Below are 18,673 nucleotides of genomic sequence, written 5' to 3' on the forward strand. Positions count from 1 at the left end.
CACCCATAGCAGACAAGGATCGCCCCAATGTCCAACCAGTATGATGTCGCCGTTATTGGCCTTGGTGCCATGGGCAGTGCCGCCATTTCGTTTCTGGCCGCGCGGGGTGTGCGGGTGATCGGGTTTGAAGCCGCAAGCCCCGCCCATGGGCTGGGGTCTTCACATGGTGATAGCCGATTGATCCGACTGGGATATTTTGAAGATCCCAGCTATGTGCCGCTATTACGCCGCGCCTATGAAAACTGGCGTGAACTGGAAAGCCTGCTTCGCGAAAGCATCCTGCATGTCACGGGTGTTTTGCAAATCGGCAAAACCGACAGCAAAATTGTCACAGGCACCCTGGCATCGTGCGAATTGCACAACCTTGCCAGCGAAACCCTTGATGCCGACCAGATGCGCAAACGCTTCCCGGTTTTTGGCCTTGATGACGACGAAGTTGCCGTCTTGGACCCCAATGGTGGCTGGCTTAAACCCGAAGCAGCCATTTGGGGCTATTTGCGGCTTGCTGCCGCCAACGGGGCAAAGCTGCATCTGGGCGAAAAGGTTGATGCCATAACGCCCGATGATAATGGCGTTAACATTTCCGCAGGCGGGCAAAAATACCGCGCGGCCCGCGTCATTGTTGCCACCGGTTCCTGGATATCGCAACTGGTGCCCCAGCTTGCCGATATGGCAAACCCGATCCGCCAGGTGGTGGCGTGGTATCGCCCTGAAAACGGTTTCACCACCAACCCTTTGCGAATGCCTGCTTTTTTACGCGATGAAAATGATGCCGGGTCGTTTTTTGGCTTCCCTGAAATTGGCCCGGACGGCGTAAAAATTGGCCGTCATGCCCATTTTATGGAAAGCATCGACCCCGACCAGCCCAACCCCGCTGTCAATGACCGGGACCGCGCCCTGCTTGATGATTTTGCCGCCCGTCGCTTGCCCGGTATGAAGGGCTTGCGTGTTAATGAAACCACATGCCGCTATACCATGCTGCCGGGCGAAGACTTCCTGCTTGATCACTTGCCAGGCGAAAGCCGGGTGATCGTTGCATCGCCCTGTTCGGGGCATGGCTTTAAATTCACCAGTGTCATTGGCGAAATCCTGGCCGATCTGGCAACAAAGGACGGCACCGACCTGCCCGTCGATGCCTTCAAATTTGATCGTCTGCTGGCAGCGGCAGAAAAGGCAAAGGCCAACAAAACCGACGGGCTTGTTTTACCGCGCTAGGGCGCAACCGCTAAAAACAAAGCCATCAGCATTTCAAAACGGCCCCGCAAGCATAGCCTGCGGGGCTGTTTGATTTTCAGCCTGCCCAGCGCGAATTGCGAATAACCTGACAAAAATTATGCCGGTGGAAATGGGGTTCCTTATCGGCAATCACATCGGCTTTGACATTGCCAAAGGTGGTATGCGGTTTGTGGCAAATACCATCATAAAATGCCTGAATGATATCTTCCTTAAACTGGGTCGGGCGTGGATGTGCCTTGACGATGGCATTGCGCTGATCATCGTGGAAATTTTCATATTCCATGCCCAGCACATCCATTTCCACACCCGCTGTTACCAGCGCGATCACCGGGTGCATATGCTGGGGAATACCGGGCGTGGTATGCAGGGCAATCGATGCCCATACAATATCAATATCCTGTTGCGAAATGCCGCGTGCCTTTAAAAACTGCCCGGCGGCATTGGCACCATCAACCTCAAATCGCTGATCGGTGCTGCTGTGATCGGGCATCAGGCCCATATCATGGAACATCGCCCCGGCATAAAGCAGTTCGGCGTCAAATTTCAGGCCCTTTCGCTGGCCTGTTGCCGCGGCAAAATAATAAACCCGGCTGGAATGATGAAACAGAAGGTCGGTTTCGCTATCGCGCACAAATTCGGTAATTTCACGCGCCAACGCACTATCAGGAATGGCGATATCAGCCAGCAAAGCAGTCATGGGTCAACTCCGTTAATTGCGAATTGCCAAATGCTACTGCCTTGCCTAATCTGTCCTCAATCATCGTAGTACGACGATTTATGCCAATACCCGATATTTAAGGCCACCCCAAAGATGCCCCCGTCAAAACCTGCGCAAAGCCATGCATCTGCCGGGCAGTCAGCCCGCACCATTGCCATTTTTGCCGCTGACGGCGTTCAAATGCTTGATGTGTCCGGCCCCATGGATGTTTTTGCCGAGGCAAACCGCCAACTGGGCAGGGTTTATTACGACCTTAAAATCATTAGCGAAAATCCAGGCCCGCTTGCCGCGTCATCCGGCATTAAACTTCTGCCCGATCTTACAATTGATGAAACGGGCAATAGCAACATTGACACGCTGCTGGTCGCAGGCGCGCCACATGCCGATCAAATCATGCCGTCCATCGCACTTCAAAACTGGTTGACCAATATGTGCCAGATAACCCGGCGTTACGGGTCGGTTTGCAGTGGCGCATTTTTTCTGGCCCATGCCGGTTTGCTGAATAATCGCCGGGTCACCACGCACTGGTCGGTTGCCGATGCCCTGAAACGGCGTTTCCCCGATATCATCCTTGATATTGATGCCATCCACACCCGCGAAGGGCGGTTGCGCACGGCAGCCGGTGTTACCGCAGGCATGGACCTGGCCCTTGCCCTGGTAAACGAGGATCTGGGCAGTGCCCTTGCCCAGGATATCGCGGCCCAACTGGTGATGTTTTTTAAACGGCCGGGCGGGCAAATGCAGTTTCGCCGCAACGGTGCCATCGCACCAACTGGCCGCGCCGCCTTGCAGGAAGTCCAACGCTGGGTCAGCACCCGGCCCGACCTGAAACATACGGTCGCCTCGCTGGCCGAACGCACCGGGCTAAGCCCCCGCCACTTCGCCCGCCTGTTTCATGACGAAGTCGGCATCACCCCGGCCGACTGGATAGAAAATGTAAGGGTCGAACATGCCAAAACCCTGTTCCACGATGGCAATTTTGCCCCCAAACAGGTCGCATCCCTATGCGGGTTTAACGACATTGATACATTCCGCCGCGCCTTTGTCCGCCGGGTTGGCATTACCCCGGCTGATTACCGCAAACGCCATGCAATCACCCGCGCTGACTGACAAAGTGAAAGCGCTTTCACTTTGTTTTTGGCCCATAGAAAAACGGCAGAACCCAACAGGTTCCGCCGTTTTCCCCATCATTTAACAAGGGGACGCATCAAGGCATCACCCTGCCAAAATCAGTCTGCCAAGCCAACTGCCGCAATCATGGCTTCGGTTTTGGTCCATAGCAATTCAGCCTGCGCAGGATCAAGCGCATAGGACCGCACGCCATCGGCAAACGGGTTTGGCGTATCGTCGGTGACGGCGATATCGCAATCCTCAAGATAGCGCCCGCCGATAACATCGTTGTCGGCCACAATTGCCGCCCAGACACTGGTGGCGGCGGCCTGCCCGATGTCCTTTAATTCGGGCGGCGGCAGCCCGGCATCGCTGCGCGCTTTGCCAACCATTTCAAACAGGCCTTGCAAATCTTCCGGCGACAGATGGCGCGGAAGATCTGTCAGGCTATTGCCCGGCATCACCGAAACTGCGCGCACACCGCGATGTTGATGGCGCTTGTCAAAGGCAACAGCAAACAGGGCATTTGCCGTTTTGGACCGGCCATAAGAAACCCACGGGTCATAAGGCTGGCTGGCAAAATTGGGATCATCCAGATCAATATCGGCAACCCGGTGCGCCTGCGAGGATAAAACCACCACACGCCCGCCATCAACCAGCAAGGGTTCCAGCCGGTTTACCAGCGCAAAATGGCCGATATGGTTGGTGCCAAACTGGTTTTCAAAACCGTCAACCGTTTTGCCAAAGGGCGCTGCCATAATGCCCGCATTGGCAATAATCGCATCAAATTTGCCCCCATCGGCCATCAGCGCATCTGCCGCGGCCTTGACACTGGCAAGTGATGCCAGATCAAGCACCACTGGCTTAAAACTGCCACCGGCAGGCGCGGCAGCATCACGCAAGGCGGTTATGGCTTCTTTCGCCGTATCGAGATTGCGCACCGTACCGGCCACGCTGGCACCGCGGGCCAGAAGGGCACGCGCCGTTTCACGCCCGATACCCGATGAAACTCCGGTAATCAAAAACCGCTGCCCGGCAAGGTTGCGGGTTGCCAGCACGTCATCGGCGCTGGACGTTGCATTGAATTTTTCAGTCATGTGTTTTTCCTGAAACAAGCCCGAAATTCAAACACCAGACAGGTGCTTAAATTCCTAGCCCCCCTGCCATATTGATGGTTTCACCATTGATATATCCAGCCGACGGCCCGGCAATGAAGCAAACGGCATCGGCCACTTCTTCGAGGGTCGCAATACGGCGGATCGGGTGCATATCAAGGATGGCATCGCGATTGGGCAGTTCACCAGCAACATCGGCCGCCATGTCGGTGGGCATAATGCCGGGCTGGATAACATTCACGGTAATGTTGCGCGGGCCAAGATCACGGGCAATACCACGGGCATAACCAACAAGTGCTGTTTTGGTCCCGGCATAATCGGCAACACCGGGAAACGGCACATAGGACCCCAGAAGCGAACCGATGAAAATAATACGCCCGCCATCCTTCATTTTCGGGGCGGCAGCGCGGGTATTGGCAATGGTGCCCAAGACATTAACCTGCCATTGGCGGTTATAATTATCACCATCCAGTTCCGGGTCATCCACCAGCTGGCCCTGAATGGCGATACCGGCATTATTGACCAGAATATCAATCTGGCCGAATTCGGCGAGGACCGCATCAATCATCGGCTTTGCCGATGACAGGTCGGACTGATCGCTTTTGATCGCAATTGCGCGTGCGCCTTTGGCCTTCAATTTTGCAACAACAGCATCAGCCTTTTGCGCCGATGCGGCATAGGTAATGGCAACTGCGGCACCCTGATCTGCCAGATGTTCGGCGATCATGGCACCCAGGCCACGTGAACCACCCGTTACGATGGCAACTTTTCCGTCCAGTGATTTGGTCATAGCCAATCCTTTTGCAAGTGAAACCGGCGCGAAAGGCGCTGTGGCCCTGCCTTGCCAATTTCATAATGATCATTATTATAATGACCGTTACAAAACTGGACATTGCCTGTCAAGCGGTTTAATAATGGCCATTATGAAAATAACCGGTTTGGACTGATGGGACGACATCGCAAGATTGACGTGGAAAAGGCCCTGGACGCTGCTGTGTGCGTTTTCTGGCGCAAAGGCTATGAAGGTGCGTCCTATACGGACCTGACAGAAGCCGCCGGTGTAGAACGCCCTGCCCTTTATTCCGCCTTTGGCAATAAAGAAGAACTGTTTCGCCGCGCCCTGGCCCGCTATTACGAACACTATCTCGATTTTATCCCGGAAGCCCTGTCAAAGCCGACGGCGCGCGAAGTTGCTGCGCATATCCTTTATCGGTCGATCGAACTTCACACCTATAGCCCTGAACATACCGGCTGCCTTGGCATTAATGGCTTTCTGGCCGGGTCAGACGATGCCGAACCCATACGCCAGATGGTGATCCTGGCCCGCGCCGAGGGGCAGGAAATAATACAAAAACGGTTTGAACGGGCCCATGCCGAAGGTGACCTGCCCGAAACAACGGACCCCGCCGCCCTGACAACCTATTTGATGGCAGTGGTGCATGGTATTGCCGTGCAGGCCAAGGCAGGATTTGACCGCGAAACCCTGCAACTTGTTGCAAAACAAGTTCTTGCCGGTTGGCCCTCGCCATAAATTACGGCGGCCTGCAACAGGGCGGTGCCTAAACTGCTCCCAATTCAAGTACGGATCACGACACGGTCATTGACGTTCAATGCATCTATGGCACATCCGGCTAAAATCATAATTAAAACCCTTGGCATAATCCGACGACAATATCGCGAAACCAGCGATGGGCCGGGTGGGCATCCGTCCGGCGATGCCACAATAAATGATAGGATATTGTCGGCAATTCCAGCGGCGGTTTGAAAACGGCAAGCTGGTCGCCAAGGCCACTTCCCCGCACCACGCCCTGCAGCACGGTTGCCAGCATATCGCTTTGCGCCACAAGGCCCGGCACCAGATACATATAGGCCGATGTCACCCCCAACCGGCGTTTCAGCCCATGTTCGGCCAGGGCGGTATCAACAAGGCCGTAATCCTCGGCCTCGGGCGAGAAAAGAACATGGCGTTCGGCTGCAAACAAATGGGCAGATAGGGCAAAAGGCGAAATATCGGTGCCCTTGCGTGCGATACCGACAAAATCCTCATTCCATAAATGGCGCGATAAAATGCGGCTTTCGCTGCCGGGTGATACACCAATTGCCAAATCCGCCTGCCCTTCATCAAGCATGCGAATGGCATCACGCCGGTTACGCAGCTCCCTGACGCGCAAATCAATGCCCGGTGCCAGTTCCCGCGCGGCTTTTTCCAGCGGGGCCAGCAGCAAATGCGCGGGATGTTCCGCCAATGCCAGGGCAAATGTTTGCCGGGAACGGCCGGGTTCAAATTCCTTTTGCAGGGCAAGGGCACCATCGACCGTCGCCAGCACGGTACGAAAGGCAGGTGCCAGATCAACCGCGCGCGGGGTGGGCATTAAACCCTTTGGCCCGCGAATGAAAAGTTCGTCCCCGGTAATATGACGCAACCGGTTAAGGGCCGCACTTAAGGCAGGTTGGGTCAGGCCCACACGCTGGGCCGCACGGGTAACGTGCCTTTCTGCCATCAGGGCATCAAAGGCGACAATCAGGTTCAGGTCAAATCCCGCATAATTCATGAAATTGATAATTCCATATAACATCAATCGATTTCAATTATGATAAACCTGCCGCTAGCTTTGGGTCATTACTTTTTAACCCGGAGACTGAAATGACCCGACCAACCATTCCCGCCTCGCAGGCCATGGCCCTGACCAATGGTCAGAAACGCGCGCTTGAAGATTTTTACAGCGCCCTTGGCACCAGCAATGTCGACCTTGTTGATCATGCCCTTACCGAAAACTGGGACGATATCCCGCTTGGCCCTGGTCAGGAACCAGGCCGAAATGGCATCAAACCGGTATTTGGCATGTTTCGCGCGGCTTTCCCGGATTTGCGCCTTGAAATCGAAACCATCCTTGCCGAAGCCGACCGTGCCGCAGTACGCCTGCGCATGACGGGCACCCACAATGGCCCGTTAATGGGCATTCCCGCCAGCGGCAAGGCGGTGGATATCGTCATTCATGAATTCCACGAATTTGAAGGTGATCGCCTGCGTCGCACCTGGCATCTGGAAGATCTGCTGGGCATGTTCGGCCAAATCGGTACCTGGCCAAACACAGGCAAGGGAGACGCAAGATGAAAGCCCTAACCGTAAAAGGATATCTGCCCGATACCCAGGCAGATGTAATGTCAATCAATGCGCCGGTGCCATCTGACACAGACGTTATTGTCAAAATCGAAGCCGCCGCCTTTAACCCGCTAGATGCCAAACTGGCAATGGGTGTGATGCAGGCATTTTTCCCGCTGGCATTTCCCTATATCCCCGGCACCGACTTTGCCGGAACGGTGATTGCAAAGGGTAAAGATGTTCGCGAATTTGCCATTGGCGATAGCGTTTTTGGCCGGGCAGAACCCGTTGCCGGCGGCGCCATTGCCGAACAGATTTGCGTTGATCAATCGCATATCGCCCATCGCCCTTCCGGTTTGGATGCACAAACAGCAACGTCACTACCGACCCCGGCGGGTGTCGCCCAGTTGGCCCTTGATAAACTGGCCTGCCCGCAAGGTGCCCCCCTCCTGATTACGGGAACAGGCGCGGTTGCACGGGCAGCGGTAATTCTTGCCCGTGATAAAAATGATGTTTTTGTCCTGGGTGACGGGCTGGATCGCCTGGCAGGTTTGGGGACGACACTTGTAGCACCTACGGACCCGGAACTTGCCGATATTGTTGCAAAAACCACCCATATTCTCGATACAACGGCGGATCATTTGCAAAGTGCCTATCTGGCCCATGTCAAACCGCAAACACATGTTGCCAGTGTTGCGATGCCAATGGCCGAGGATGTGGCACAGCAGGCCAATATCAAATCCGAATTTGTATTTTTGCAAACCGATCAGGGTATTTTGCAAAAACTTGCAACCATTGCCGCAACGCAGCCACTTGCTGTACCGGGCAGTAAGACCTTTGTTCTCGATGAAGCTGCAACTGTTTTTGATGGCTACGTGAATGGCACCCTGAAGGGCAAATATATCCTGACGAACGCGTAACAGGTTTAGCTTCCCGTCAGGTATGTCCGGCTCTCTCTCCGTTATTATATCTGTATGGGTTGGGCCGTCGCCATTTTGGCGGCGGTCCTTTTTTATTGGGCGAAAATTGTTGAGAATATACCTGCGAAGCAGGTCGAATTTTTTGGGGAATTCCGCGCATAAAAGGCTGGTGATTGTAACGGATTGCGCCATATGTCAGAAAACGGTTGAAACCACAGCAATCTGCGACAAGATTGCGACCGTACGAACGGTATTATTTGCCCGTGGGGCATCAAAACTCAGACCAGTTGAAAAGAGCAGCATATGAAGCGGGTTATCATCGCCATTACCGGGGCATCGGGCGTTATTTATGGTGTGCGCGCCCTGCAGCTTTTGCGCGATGTCGCCGATATTGAAACCCACGCTGTAATTTCACCTTCGGCCCTGCGTACCGCGCGCGCCGAACTGGATATGGATGCCGATGAAATCCGGTCCTATGCCGATGTCATCTATAATTATCGCGATATCGGTGCTGCCATTTCATCTGGTTCATTCCAGACGGCAGGCATGCTGGTTGCCCCCTGTTCGATCAAAACCCTTAGCGGCATCGCCAATTGCTACAATGATGAACTGATTGTCCGTGCTGCCGATGTCTGCCTGAAGGAACGCCGCCGTGTGGTGCTGTTATTGCGTGAAACGCCCTATCATGCCGGCCATATCAACCTGATGGCCCAGGCGACGCAAAATGGCGCCATCATCATGCCCCCCGTCCCGGCCTTTTACAGCCGCCCGCAAAGCATTGATGAAATGGTTACGCAAACCACCGGCCGCGCGCTGGACCTTCTGGGCATCCATTTGCCGGTTGTCAAACGCTGGACAGAAAATGGGGAACAGGCCGAAGATTGATCCAACCTTCAGCCCGTTCCAATCGCTGATTTCAACTTGAACATTCCTGCCCAAAGGCAAATTGCACGGCCCTGTAAACAGGATCGTGCAACAGGCTAGCTGTGCACAAGGCGCTGCTGGGCGGCGATATCGCGCGACGGCGACATGCCAAACAAACGGCTATATTCCCGGCTGAACTGTGACGGGCTGTCATAACCCACCAAAAAACCAGCCATGCCAACATCCTGTTTTTCCACCAGCATCAGGCGGCGTGCTTCGCGCAGGCGAAGCTGTTTTTGATACTGCATCGGCGTCATGGCGGTAATCGCCTTGAAGTGATGATGCAGGGAAGACGCGCTCATACCCACATGTTTTGCCAGGTCTTCAATGCGCAGCGGCTGTTTGAAATTTTCGCGCAGCCACGAAATCGCCCCGGCAATGCGGTTGGCCGGGCTTTGTGCGGTTGCGATCTGCAACAGAGTTGCGCCAAACGGCCCGCGCAGCAGATGATATAAAATTTCTTCTTCAATCAGGCAGGCAAGACCGGCAACGTCATCGGGACGTTCCAGAAGGCGCATCATGCGCAAAACCGCATCAAGCAAGGCATCGGGTGCCTTATGCACAGCAATGCCAAGGCCGGGGTTTTTATCAAGGTGACGTTTGTCAAAGGCGATGCGCGTCATCACGGTTTTTAACGCGTCATGATTTATCGCAAGGCCCAGACCATACATGGGCTTATCCGGGCTGGCCTGCACCACCCAGGACTGCACAGGCATATCAAGCGACACCAGCACATAATCACCCGGCCCGTAAGAAAGTTTCTGCTGGCCGACAATTGCCTCTTTCGAGCCCTGGACAATCATGGCAAAGCACGGCCACTGTGCCGTATGCACCGGGCGCGTGGTTTCAGTTTTTCGACCGATGGTCAGGTTATCGATCGCTGTTGGGATTTGGCCATCTTCGTTTACGAAGCGTTCAATAATGCGGACAATTTCTGCAAGTTGCTCGGATTGGCTCAAATAGTCCTCCGCCTATCTGGTTAGAAACAAAGAATGCCCGAGAGTGAAAAAAGTACAAAGCAGGAACTCGCCGTTTTGCAGGATCGTGCATAATTCTTACAGAATCCATGCAATGCTGCCAGCGTTCTGTCAGGAGGAAAAAGAAAACTGACCAAAAGTCATTTACTTTGCAAAAACGCCTGAAAACAGCCAGAAATCACCCGAAAATCCCCTGATATCAATGCCCTGTTATTCCTGCTTAATGGACACACGATCGGGATAAAATGCGCAATAATCCTTTATCGCTGCCACGGCATCATAGGGTTCGCGATAGGACCAGATCACATCTGGCAAATTCTGCGTTGGGGTATTGATGCTAAAATAACTGGCCGTACCCTTATAGGGGCAATAGGTGGTTTTGCTGCTGGGGGACAGAATGTCGGCATTGATATCGGCCAGCGGAATATATTGCACAGGTGGATAATTCGCCTCGCGCAGGGTAAGCGCATTTGATGTTTGCGCAATCACCTGCCCGTCCAGGGTAACGCTCACCATTGATGGATTGGCTTCGATGGTAATGGGGTGGTCAGGCCCGGAAATACGAACCGGTTTATCGCTCATGTCATTTTTCCTGTGTTATTGCTGCCATATCGGTGGGCGCATGTTTGACAAACAATCAGCCCAGCCCGTGAAAGCCTGTCGTGGCCCAGCCAATCAATTGCATCAGGCCAAATAGCAGGCCGCCAATAATGGCACCAACCAGGGTTCCGTTCAGGCGGATGGATTGCAAATCACTGCCCATTGCCAGTTCCAGTTGGGCGGTTAATTCATCGGCACTCCAGGCTTGCACCCGTTCCTTGATGAAATGGCGGATTTTTTCGCGATATTCGCCAATATAGGGGTCCACCGTTTCCAAAACCCACAGATTTAGCCAGTTTTTCATATCGGGATCGGCATCCAGCTTGGTGCCGATATTTTGTGACGCCCCCATAATCGCCCGGCGAATTTCCGATTGCGGATTGCCCAGATCGGCCCGCAGCCAGTTCAGGGTTTTACGCCAGATATGGGCGATATAATCCGAAAGTTCCTGATTATCGAGCATCCGGTCACGGAACTGATCAAGGCGCGCGCGCAGGACCGGGTCTGTTTGCAAACGGGCAATAAAAGCGGGAATTTTATTTTCAAACTTCAGGCGCAGTTCGTGGTCTTTGTTATCAGCCAGATCCTGGATCAATTCGCGCAGACCAACCGCCACCTTTTCAGTGATATTATCGGCAACTGCCTTATCCAGATTAACCCAGCGCAGCACCGACCATAATTCACCGGCAATTTTGTCAGCCAGCATATTGCGGGTTTCATCGCTATTGGTGAAATCGGCAATATCATTTAACAGGCTGTCGACCATCTCATGATGGCGGCCATCCTGCGTCAGGATGGTGATAAAACGGGCCGAAAGCTTGCCGACATCCGCATCACGCAGTTTTTCGCGCGTTGTTGTGCGCACAAATTCCTGCAATTCGGCACTATCTAGCAGATACATCAGGCGCGGGGCAAATTTCACCACCAGATCGGCCATTTGCGCCGATGTTTTGGGATTGGCACAATATTTTGCCAGCCTGTCGGCCGGGTCAAATTCGCGAATTTTTTCCAGCACATGTTCTTTGCCCAGGAAGTGGTCGCAAATAAAATCGGCCAGATTACGGGCGATTTTATCCTTGCTGCGCGGGATAATCGCCGTATGCGGAATTTTAAGACCAAGCGGGTGACGAAACAGCGCCACAATGGCAAACCAGTCGGCAAGGCCACCAACCATTGCGGCCTCGGCCATGGCAACAAACAAACCCACCCACGGGTTTTGATGGCCAGGGTCATAAACCGTCAGCCCGATAAAACAGGCACAGGCAAATAACAGCGTAAAAAGGGCGATCCGCTTTTTTGCCGCCAGCTTTTGCGCGCGTACCTTGTTATCCGGGCCAATGGGCGGTGCAGAAAGCATCGCTGATTTGGTCATATAGGGTCCCTGCCTGTTTGAACATTCAGGGTAAAACACCTTTCGGCCCCTACACCTGCGCCAAGAAGATAGTTTTTACCGTCCCCTTTCGCAATCAGCAGTCCTGATCGTACCACGGCCAAAAGGCACGTTGCCACAGCCAACCGGCACATAAAAACCCGCCCCCATATTGCAGGGGCGGGTCATATCTGCTGATCAGCCAATTATATATTAAGAGGCAGCTTAACGGGCAATCTGTTTGCCAACAGCGGCCAGCACACCTTCACGCAAAATAACATCAAGCCAGTGCGTTACCGCCTGCTGCCATGGGGCGTGGTCCAGCAAATCCTGCGCAAACAGGCCCGGCAGTGCCGACAGGCTGGCATAAATCGTGGCGGCCTCGTTTTTACCGCCAAGGGCGGCAACAATTTCATCCCGCCTTGGATCAGAAATGGCATCCCCCTGCCCGTCCGCCACCAGTTTGTGGGCATAGGCCATCCACATGGCAACAGCCAGGGCAAAGCTGGAAATGTCCGCACCTGCATTGATTGCTTCAAGGGCTGGTGCCAACAGGCGTTGCGGCAGCTTTTCGGTGCCATCCATGGCAATTTGCCGGGTTTCATGGGCAATTGCCGGGTTGCAGAACCGGGTTACCAGATCATTGGCATAATCGGCAAAATCAAGCTCTGCCAGCGGGCTTAATGTGGCTGCTGCGGCGTTCATATGCATGCGCACCAGTGTCGCGCATGCGTCATCAGCCATCACATCGCGCACATATTTATAACCCGCCAGTTGCCCCAAATAGGCAATCAGCGAATGACTGCCATTAAGCATACGCAGCTTCATATGTTCGTAAGGGCGAACATCATCGACCATCAAGACACCGGCCTGTTCCCATGCCGGGCGTCCTGTGGGGAAGTCATCCTCGACCACCCATTGCGAAAACGGTTCGGTTTCAACCGCACAGGCATCGTCATGCCCGGTCATGGCGCGCACCGTTTCATAGGTGGCATCGGTTGATGCCGGTGTGATGCGATCCACCATCGAACTTGGAAAATGCACATTTTGTGCAATCCATTCGCCCAGGCTGGCATCAATGCGACGGGCGAAATCCACCATACCGGCGCGCAGTACCGCACCGTTTTCCGGCAAATTATCACAGCACATGCAGGTAAATGGCGCATGGCCCAGTTCACGCCGACGACGCAGGGCTTCGGTCAGGATGCCAATAACACCCCCCGGCTGCGCCGGATGGGCCAGATCATGCGCAATGGCAGGATGATCAATGGCAACCTTCATCGCTTGCCGGTCAATGCCATAGGCCTTTTCGGTAACCGTCAGGGTCACAATGCGAATGGCGGGATCACACAGGGCATCCAGCACCCCATCAAGGTCGCGCGCCGCGGCCAACACATGGGAAATAGAGTGAATGGTGTGGCATTCATCCCCGGCGGGGTTACGCACGATTACGCAAAAGGCACCGTCCTGCGCATTAAGCTGGTCGGCAATGTCGGTGCTGCGCGGGGTGACGCCAATAATACGCCAGTCACCGCCTGCTGCCAGCATGGCATTTTGGGTATAAACCGCCTGGTGGGCGCGATGAAACGCGCCCACACCAATATGCACAATGCCGTTCCCGGCGGTTGCCAGCGGGTTTTCAGGCCAGCCATTTCCGGCTGGCCGGGAGGATACAGTCATTATCATTCCGCCGCTTTGTTCTGCGGACGCGCGATCAACGCCGTCATGATCCCGCGCAATTCCGCCAACCCCTTCAGGCGGCCAATGGCCGGGTAGCCCGGCTGCCCCTGACGGTTAAGGTCATCCAGAATATCCTGCCCGTGATCGGGGCGGAACGGGATGTTGCAATCGGCACGGCCCGCAGCCTTGCGCTTGGTTTCCTCGGCCAGGATCGCTTCGATCAGATCCACCATATTGGTGTCGCCACCAAGATGTTCGGCCTCGTGGAACGAACAGGGCAGGCCTTCACTTTCGCGCAGTGTATTGCGCAAATGAATGAAATGCACACGATGACCCAGGCGCTTCATCATGCCCGGCAGGTCATTTTCCGCACGAACACCCAGCGACCCCGAACACAGCGTAATGCCGTTTTCCGGCAGATCAACCGCCTCGACAATACGGCGATAGTCATCTTCAGTCGACATGATGCGCGGCAGGCCCAGAAGCTCGAAGGGCGGATCATCGGGGTGGCAGCACATGCGAATGCCAACTTCACGTGCCACCGGCACCACTTCGGCCAGAAAATCAATCAGGTGCTGGCGCAGTTTTTCGGCATGGATACCGGCATAGCTTGCAAGCAGGCCACGCAGGTCATCAAGCGTCAATTGCTCGACCGAGCCCGGAAGGCCAAATGCAACCGTGCGGGTCAATTGTGCGCGGCGGTCATCATCCATTTTGGCAAAGCGTTCTTCGGCCTGCGCCAGAAGGGCGGCATCATAGCCTTCGGATGCGCCCGGACGGGCCAGAATATAGCGGTCAAAGGCGACAAAATCGGTCAGGTCAAACCGCATGCAGGTCGCGCCATTGGGCAAACGCCAGTTAAGATGCGTGCGCGTCCAATCCAGCACCGGCATGAAATTATAACAGACAATATCAATGCCCGCCGCCGCAAGGTTCCGCAGGCTTTGCTTATAGGCATCAATATGGTCGCGCCACGGGCCTTCCTGCTTTTTGATTGCTTCGGAAACCGGGAGGCTTTCAACCACGTCCCATTTCAAACCCGAAGGCGCGCCATCTTTCATGGTGGCAATTTCGGCCTGCCGTTTGGCGATTTCGGCCGGGCTCCATACCGCGCCACTGGGAATGTGATGCAGGGCGGAAACCACCCCTTCTGCCCCGGCCTGACAAATATCGTCAATGCTGACCAGATCGCGGGGGCCGAACCATCTCCAGGTTTGTTTCATGCTGTTCTCTCTGTGTTGGCGTGGTTGCATGTCCACAGTCTATAAGTCTGATGGTCACCATAACATGACAGTTTATGGTTGACTAGTATGGTAGTATGCATCATAAGCAAAAAACGCAAGGAGTTAAAATATGACCGATCCCGGCGAATATAACTGGTCCGTTTCTACGGATCAGGCGGTTGGCCCGCAAATTCATCGCATCATTCGCGAACGGATTGTGTGCGCCGATCTGCTGCCCGGTGTCCGTATTTCGGAAGCTGAACTGGCACGGTCCTATGATGTCAGCCGCCAGCCCGTGCGCGAGGCCTTTATCAAGCTGGCCGACGAAGGTTTGCTTGAAATCCGCCCGCAGCGCGGGACCTATGTGCGCAAGATTTCCATTTCATCGGTCCTTGATGCGCGCTTTGTGCGCGAAGCCATCGAAGCTGACATTGCAAGCTATGTTGCCAGCAACCCGTCCGATGGCGCGATTGACCGCCTGCGCGACCTGATTGCCGCCCAACGGACAGCAATGCAGAACGACGCCAAATCCTTCCTTGCCCTTGATCATGATTTTCACCGCTGCCTCGCGGAATCTGCGGGAAAAACATATGCCTGGAAGGTCGTTGAAGATGTGCGTGCCCAGCTCGACCGGGTGCGGTTCTTAAGTTATTTCCAGTTTTCGATGGAAGATATCGTCGCCCAGCACGAAGCCATCCTGTCAGCCATCGAAGCAGGCGACCCGGCACAGGCAGGGGCCGCCATGCGCCGCCACACGCGTGAAATTCTGCTGACACTGCCTGATATTGCCAAATCACGTTCCGAACTATTCGACGATTCCGACCCGGTTTCGTCACCCTGAGGCATCACCACATCACGGGAGGAAAAATGATGCTTACGTTCAAGAAAACAAAAACCATGCTTATGGCCGGGGCAACTGCGCTGTTTATGATGCACAGCGCCAATGCTGCCGAAATGACCCTGAAACTGGGGCACCTTGCCAACGAACAAAACTCCTGGCACAAAGCCGCCGTCAAATTTGGCGAAGAGCTGTCCAAACTGACCGATGGCCGCATCGACGTTCAGGTTTTCCCCAACGAAACGCTGGGTAAGGAAATCGACCTGATCAACGGCATGCAGCTTGGTTCGGTCGACATGACCATCACCGGCGAAAGCCTGCAGAACTGGGCGCCGATGGCAGCCCTTCTGGCAGTGCCCTATGCCTATTCCTCGCTTGAGGAAATGGACGAAGTCGCCAGCGGGGACATTGGCAAAAAGATCGAAGAACAGATCATTGAACGTGCCCGCATCCGCCCGATTGCCTATTTCGCACGCGGCCCGCGTAACCTGACATCCAACCGCCCGATCAAAACGCCGGCAGACCTGAATGGCCTGAAACTGCGCGTGCCGAACGTCCCGCTGTTTGTTGATGTATGGAAAACGCTCGGTGCCCGTCCGACCCCGATGGCCTTCTCTGAAGTGTTTACATCCCTTCAGGCTGGCACCATCGATGCCCAGGAAAACCCGCTGGCGCTGATTGATTCCGCAAGCTTCAACGAAGTGCAGAAATACGTCAATAAAACCGAACATGTCCGTTCCTGGATTTACCTGACCATTTCCGAACTGACCTGGCAGAAACTGTCGGATGACGACAAGAAAGCCGTTATGGAAGCCGCAAGCCGCGCCCAGGAATATGAACGTGGCCTGTTCCTGGATGACGAACAGCGCCTGACGAAGGAATTGCAGGAAAAAGGCATGACCTTTGTTGATGTTGACCAGGCTGCCTTTGCCAAACAGGCAGAAGAAGCCGTTCTGAAAAACGTGTCTGACGACATTCGCCCGATTGTCGAAGACCTGTTTGCCAAAAAGAAATAAGACCCTGAAAGCCCGGCTGCCCCAGGCGGCCGGGCCATTCCCGGTATAGGGGAGTTATCGTGATTGCCACCCGTCTTTATGCCCTTTTGATCGCGCTTTGCCGCATCATGACCGGCGTTGCCTTTGGCCTGTTATTTGCGACCGTTCTGGTCCAGGTCTTTGCCCGCACATTCCTGCCTGATTCCCCCGTCTGGACCGAAGAACTGACCCGTCAGTGCCTGCTTTATATGGCAGCGTTCGGCGTTGGTCTGTCATACCGCAACGGGGAACTGGTCAATGTGGAACTGGTCACCGATATTCTGCCAGCACCGATCCAGAAAACGCTGCTGTTTTTATCGGCCATCTTCACCACGGTTTTTGCCGGGCTTCTGATTATGCCGGCATGGCAGTTTGTTTCGATCGGGAAATGGCAAACATCCCCTGCGCTGGGTGTTCGCATGGATCTGGTCCATGCTTCCGTTTTTGTTTTACTGACTCTTTTGTCACTTTTTGCCCTGCTGCGCGTTGTTCGCATGCTTGCAGGCGCATCTGATGGCAAACCCGAAGGCCAGTCCGGAGAATTGCCATGAGCCTTGCTGTCCTGCTGGGTGTTTTCATAATTGGCCTGATCATTGGCCTGCCCGTTGCCGTCACCCTTGGTCTGTCATCAATGGCGTATCTGCTGATGCAGGGCATGCCGCTGGTGATTATTCCGCAAAAAATGTTTGCCGGTATGGATGTGTTTGTCCTGCTGTGCATTCCCGGCTTTATTCTGGCCGGTAATTTGATGAATGGCGGCGGCATTACCCCGCGCATCGTGCGTTTTGCCAATGCCATGGTCGGCTGGATGCGTGGCGGACTGGGCCTGACCAACGTTGCCGGTTCCATGCTGTTTGGCGGTATTTCCGGCACGGCCGTTGCCGATGCAGCCTCCATCGGGGGCATGATGATCCCGGGTATGAAACGCGCTGGTTATTCCGGCCCGTTTGCCGCGGCTGTGACGGCTGCGTCCTCGACGGTTGGTCCGATTATTCCGCCTTCCATGCCGATGATTATTGTTGGCGCACTTTCGGGTATTTCGGTTGGCAAAATGTTCATCGCCGGTGCCCTTCCGGGCATGTTGATGGGCCTTGCGATGATGGTGACCACCTATATCCTGGCGGTTAAAAACAACTTCCCGCATCAGCCCTGGCAGGGTTTTGGCGAACTGGGCAAATCGTTCCTTGGCGCGTTTTGGGCGCTTGCCATGACCGCCCTTATCATTGGCGGGCTGCTTAGCGGTGTTGCAACACCGACCGAAACCGCCGTGATTGCCAGCCTTTATGCCTTTGTCGTTGGTGCCTTTGTGTACCGTGACCTGCCGCTTCGTGCCGTTCCCGGCATTTTGATCGATAGTGCGGTTACCGCTGCGGCCATTCTGGCACTGGTCGGTTTTGCCAATGTCTTTGGCTGGATCCTGGTTTCCGAACGCATCCCGACCATGATTTCCGATGCCGTTTTGGCACTGACCGATAACAAATATATCGTCATCCTGCTGATCAATCTGGTGTTGCTGGTGGTTGGCATGTTCATGGAAACCATTGCCGCCCTGATCATTCTGTTCGTGCCGCTGTTAACGCTAGCGCAAAATGTCGGCATTGATCCGATCCATTTTGCCGTGTTTGCCGTTTTGAACCTGATGATCGGCCTGACGACACCGCCAGTCGGCATCTGCATGTTTATTTGCGCCAATATCGCCAAGTCGCCGCTCGGCCCTGTGATACGGGCACTTGTGCCCTATCTGGTCACCAACATCATCATTCTGTTTCTGGTGTCCTATGTGCCGTTCTTCTCGACCTGGCTGCCGTCCCTGATGGAGTAATCAA

At 54.6% G+C, this 18,673-nt stretch carries 19 protein-coding genes; 10 read left to right on the forward strand and 9 right to left on the reverse strand.

Annotated features, from left to right (window positions below):
• Positions 1 to 27: 27 nt before the first annotated feature.
• Positions 28 to 1,215 carry an N-methyl-L-tryptophan oxidase gene (gene solA / locus CSC3H3_RS23460; protein WP_101286746.1) on the forward strand — a complete coding sequence of 396 codons (1,188 nt, stop codon included), beginning with the start codon at positions 28 to 30 and terminating at the stop codon, positions 1,213 to 1,215.
• Positions 1,216 to 1,291: 76 nt separating this feature from the next.
• On the opposite strand, the gene CSC3H3_RS23465 is transcribed toward solA, so the two are convergent.
• Positions 1,292 to 1,933, reverse strand: coding sequence for an HD domain-containing protein (locus CSC3H3_RS23465; protein ID WP_101286747.1), 642 nt, complete (start codon positions 1,931 to 1,933; stop codon positions 1,292 to 1,294).
• Positions 1,934 to 2,047: 114 nt separating this feature from the next.
• Between CSC3H3_RS23465 and CSC3H3_RS23470 the strand changes: the two genes are divergently transcribed.
• Positions 2,048 to 3,064 (forward strand): GlxA family transcriptional regulator, encoded by a 1,017-nt coding sequence (locus CSC3H3_RS23470; protein WP_101286748.1) that lies wholly within the window; start codon positions 2,048 to 2,050, stop codon positions 3,062 to 3,064.
• 119 nt (positions 3,065 to 3,183) lie between these two features.
• Here the strand turns inward: CSC3H3_RS23470 and CSC3H3_RS23475 are convergent, their stop codons facing one another.
• Together CSC3H3_RS23475 and CSC3H3_RS23480 are read right to left on the reverse strand one after the other, a co-directional pair.
• A complete protein-coding gene (locus CSC3H3_RS23475) occupies positions 3,184 to 4,161 on the reverse strand; it encodes an SDR family NAD(P)-dependent oxidoreductase (RefSeq protein ID WP_101286749.1) in 978 nt (325 codons plus the stop codon).
• A 46-nt stretch (positions 4,162 to 4,207) separates the two neighbouring features.
• On the reverse strand, positions 4,208 to 4,969 hold the full coding sequence (locus tag CSC3H3_RS23480; RefSeq protein WP_101286750.1) for an SDR family NAD(P)-dependent oxidoreductase: 762 nt from the start codon (positions 4,967 to 4,969) through the stop codon (positions 4,208 to 4,210).
• A gap of 156 nt (positions 4,970 to 5,125) precedes the next feature.
• On the opposite strand from CSC3H3_RS23480, the gene CSC3H3_RS23485 reads away from it, so the two are divergent.
• Positions 5,126 to 5,710, forward strand: a complete 585-nt coding sequence (locus CSC3H3_RS23485; RefSeq protein WP_101286891.1) for a TetR/AcrR family transcriptional regulator — start codon at positions 5,126 to 5,128, stop codon at positions 5,708 to 5,710.
• 112 nt (positions 5,711 to 5,822) lie between these two features.
• On the opposite strand, the gene CSC3H3_RS23490 is transcribed toward CSC3H3_RS23485, so the two are convergent.
• Entirely contained in the window at positions 5,823 to 6,731 is a 909-nt protein-coding gene (locus CSC3H3_RS23490; protein ID WP_101286892.1) for a LysR family transcriptional regulator, read from the reverse strand.
• A gap of 92 nt (positions 6,732 to 6,823) precedes the next feature.
• On the opposite strand from CSC3H3_RS23490, the gene CSC3H3_RS23495 reads away from it, so the two are divergent.
• The 3 genes from CSC3H3_RS23495 to CSC3H3_RS23505 all read left to right on the forward strand — a co-directional run bounded on the left by CSC3H3_RS23495 (position 6,824) and on the right by CSC3H3_RS23505 (position 9,087).
• Entirely contained in the window at positions 6,824 to 7,294 is a 471-nt protein-coding gene (locus CSC3H3_RS23495; RefSeq protein ID WP_101286751.1) for an ester cyclase, read from the forward strand.
• Complete coding sequence (locus CSC3H3_RS23500) at positions 7,291 to 8,202, forward strand: NADP-dependent oxidoreductase (RefSeq protein WP_101286752.1); 912 nt, start codon at positions 7,291 to 7,293, stop codon at positions 8,200 to 8,202. Before CSC3H3_RS23495 ends, CSC3H3_RS23500 begins: the two co-directional genes overlap by 4 nt.
• A 303-nt stretch (positions 8,203 to 8,505) precedes the next feature.
• Positions 8,506 to 9,087, forward strand: a complete 582-nt coding sequence (locus tag CSC3H3_RS23505) for a UbiX family flavin prenyltransferase (RefSeq protein WP_101266935.1) — start codon at positions 8,506 to 8,508, stop codon at positions 9,085 to 9,087.
• Between the two features lie 95 nt (positions 9,088 to 9,182).
• On the opposite strand, the gene CSC3H3_RS23510 is transcribed toward CSC3H3_RS23505, so the two are convergent.
• The 5 genes from CSC3H3_RS23510 to uxuA form a co-directional block, all read right to left on the reverse strand.
• The gene (locus CSC3H3_RS23510; RefSeq protein ID WP_101266934.1) at positions 9,183 to 10,085 is read right to left on the reverse strand and encodes an AraC family transcriptional regulator; all 903 of its coding nucleotides are present in this window, start codon (positions 10,083 to 10,085) and stop codon (positions 9,183 to 9,185) included.
• A 228-nt stretch (positions 10,086 to 10,313) separates the two neighbouring features.
• Positions 10,314 to 10,685 (reverse strand): DUF427 domain-containing protein, encoded by a 372-nt coding sequence (locus CSC3H3_RS23515; protein ID WP_101286753.1) that lies wholly within the window; start codon positions 10,683 to 10,685, stop codon positions 10,314 to 10,316.
• Between the two features lie 55 nt (positions 10,686 to 10,740).
• A complete protein-coding gene (locus CSC3H3_RS23520) occupies positions 10,741 to 12,075 on the reverse strand; it encodes a DUF445 domain-containing protein (protein WP_101286754.1) in 1,335 nt (444 codons plus the stop codon).
• A 222-nt stretch (positions 12,076 to 12,297) separates the two neighbouring features.
• On the reverse strand, positions 12,298 to 13,752 hold the full coding sequence (locus CSC3H3_RS23525; RefSeq protein ID WP_101286755.1) for a mannitol dehydrogenase family protein: 1,455 nt from the start codon (positions 13,750 to 13,752) through the stop codon (positions 12,298 to 12,300).
• A gap of 2 nt (positions 13,753 to 13,754) precedes the next feature.
• Complete coding sequence (gene uxuA, locus CSC3H3_RS23530; RefSeq protein ID WP_101286756.1) at positions 13,755 to 14,975, reverse strand: mannonate dehydratase; 1,221 nt, start codon at positions 14,973 to 14,975, stop codon at positions 13,755 to 13,757.
• Positions 14,976 to 15,105: 130 nt separating this feature from the next.
• Between uxuA and CSC3H3_RS23535 the strand changes: the two genes are divergently transcribed.
• From CSC3H3_RS23535 to CSC3H3_RS23550, 4 genes are read left to right on the forward strand one after another with little or no spacing between them, the layout of a single operon-like run.
• The gene (locus CSC3H3_RS23535) at positions 15,106 to 15,816 is read left to right on the forward strand and encodes a GntR family transcriptional regulator (RefSeq protein ID WP_101266923.1); all 711 of its coding nucleotides are present in this window, start codon (positions 15,106 to 15,108) and stop codon (positions 15,814 to 15,816) included.
• A gap of 29 nt (positions 15,817 to 15,845) precedes the next feature.
• A complete protein-coding gene (locus CSC3H3_RS23540; RefSeq protein WP_101267216.1) occupies positions 15,846 to 16,829 on the forward strand; it encodes a TRAP transporter substrate-binding protein in 984 nt (327 codons plus the stop codon).
• 59 nt (positions 16,830 to 16,888) lie between these two features.
• Positions 16,889 to 17,398, forward strand: a complete 510-nt coding sequence (locus CSC3H3_RS23545; RefSeq protein ID WP_217351145.1) for a TRAP transporter small permease — start codon at positions 16,889 to 16,891, stop codon at positions 17,396 to 17,398.
• Entirely contained in the window at positions 17,395 to 18,669 is a 1,275-nt protein-coding gene (locus CSC3H3_RS23550; protein WP_101286757.1) for a TRAP transporter large permease, read from the forward strand. Before CSC3H3_RS23545 ends, CSC3H3_RS23550 begins: the two co-directional genes overlap by 4 nt.
• The last annotated feature ends 4 nt before the right edge of the window (positions 18,670 to 18,673 follow it).

Source organism: Thalassospira marina (assembly GCF_002844375.1).
Lineage (GTDB): Bacteria > Pseudomonadota > Alphaproteobacteria > Rhodospirillales > Thalassospiraceae > Thalassospira > Thalassospira marina.

What these genes read in the sequence shown, in the direction of transcription:
- solA (WP_101286746.1), top strand. Translation starts at nt 28, where the DNA reads ATGTCCAACCAGTATGATGTCGCCGTTATTGGCCTTGGTGCCATGGGC.
- CSC3H3_RS23465 (WP_101286747.1), bottom strand. Translation starts at nt 1,933, where the DNA reads ATGACTGCTTTGCTGGCTGATATCGCCATTCCTGATAGTGCGTTGGCG.
- CSC3H3_RS23470 (WP_101286748.1), top strand. Translation starts at nt 2,048, where the DNA reads ATGCCCCCGTCAAAACCTGCGCAAAGCCATGCATCTGCCGGGCAGTCA.
- CSC3H3_RS23475 (WP_101286749.1), bottom strand. Translation starts at nt 4,161, where the DNA reads ATGACTGAAAAATTCAATGCAACGTCCAGCGCCGATGACGTGCTGGCA.
- CSC3H3_RS23480 (WP_101286750.1), bottom strand. Translation starts at nt 4,969, where the DNA reads ATGACCAAATCACTGGACGGAAAAGTTGCCATCGTAACGGGTGGTTCA.
- CSC3H3_RS23485 (WP_101286891.1), top strand. Translation starts at nt 5,126, where the DNA reads ATGGGACGACATCGCAAGATTGACGTGGAAAAGGCCCTGGACGCTGCT.
- CSC3H3_RS23490 (WP_101286892.1), bottom strand. Translation starts at nt 6,731, where the DNA reads ATGAATTATGCGGGATTTGACCTGAACCTGATTGTCGCCTTTGATGCC.
- CSC3H3_RS23495 (WP_101286751.1), top strand. Translation starts at nt 6,824, where the DNA reads ATGACCCGACCAACCATTCCCGCCTCGCAGGCCATGGCCCTGACCAAT.
- CSC3H3_RS23500 (WP_101286752.1), top strand. Translation starts at nt 7,291, where the DNA reads ATGAAAGCCCTAACCGTAAAAGGATATCTGCCCGATACCCAGGCAGAT.
- CSC3H3_RS23505 (WP_101266935.1), top strand. Translation starts at nt 8,506, where the DNA reads ATGAAGCGGGTTATCATCGCCATTACCGGGGCATCGGGCGTTATTTAT.
- CSC3H3_RS23515 (WP_101286753.1), bottom strand. Translation starts at nt 10,685, where the DNA reads ATGAGCGATAAACCGGTTCGTATTTCCGGGCCTGACCACCCCATTACC.
- CSC3H3_RS23520 (WP_101286754.1), bottom strand. Translation starts at nt 12,075, where the DNA reads ATGACCAAATCAGCGATGCTTTCTGCACCGCCCATTGGCCCGGATAAC.
- CSC3H3_RS23525 (WP_101286755.1), bottom strand. Translation starts at nt 13,752, where the DNA reads ATGACTGTATCCTCCCGGCCAGCCGGAAATGGCTGGCCTGAAAACCCG.
- uxuA (WP_101286756.1), bottom strand. Translation starts at nt 14,975, where the DNA reads ATGAAACAAACCTGGAGATGGTTCGGCCCCCGCGATCTGGTCAGCATT.
- CSC3H3_RS23535 (WP_101266923.1), top strand. Translation starts at nt 15,106, where the DNA reads ATGACCGATCCCGGCGAATATAACTGGTCCGTTTCTACGGATCAGGCG.
- CSC3H3_RS23540 (WP_101267216.1), top strand. Translation starts at nt 15,846, where the DNA reads ATGCTTACGTTCAAGAAAACAAAAACCATGCTTATGGCCGGGGCAACT.
- CSC3H3_RS23550 (WP_101286757.1), top strand. Translation starts at nt 17,395, where the DNA reads ATGAGCCTTGCTGTCCTGCTGGGTGTTTTCATAATTGGCCTGATCATT.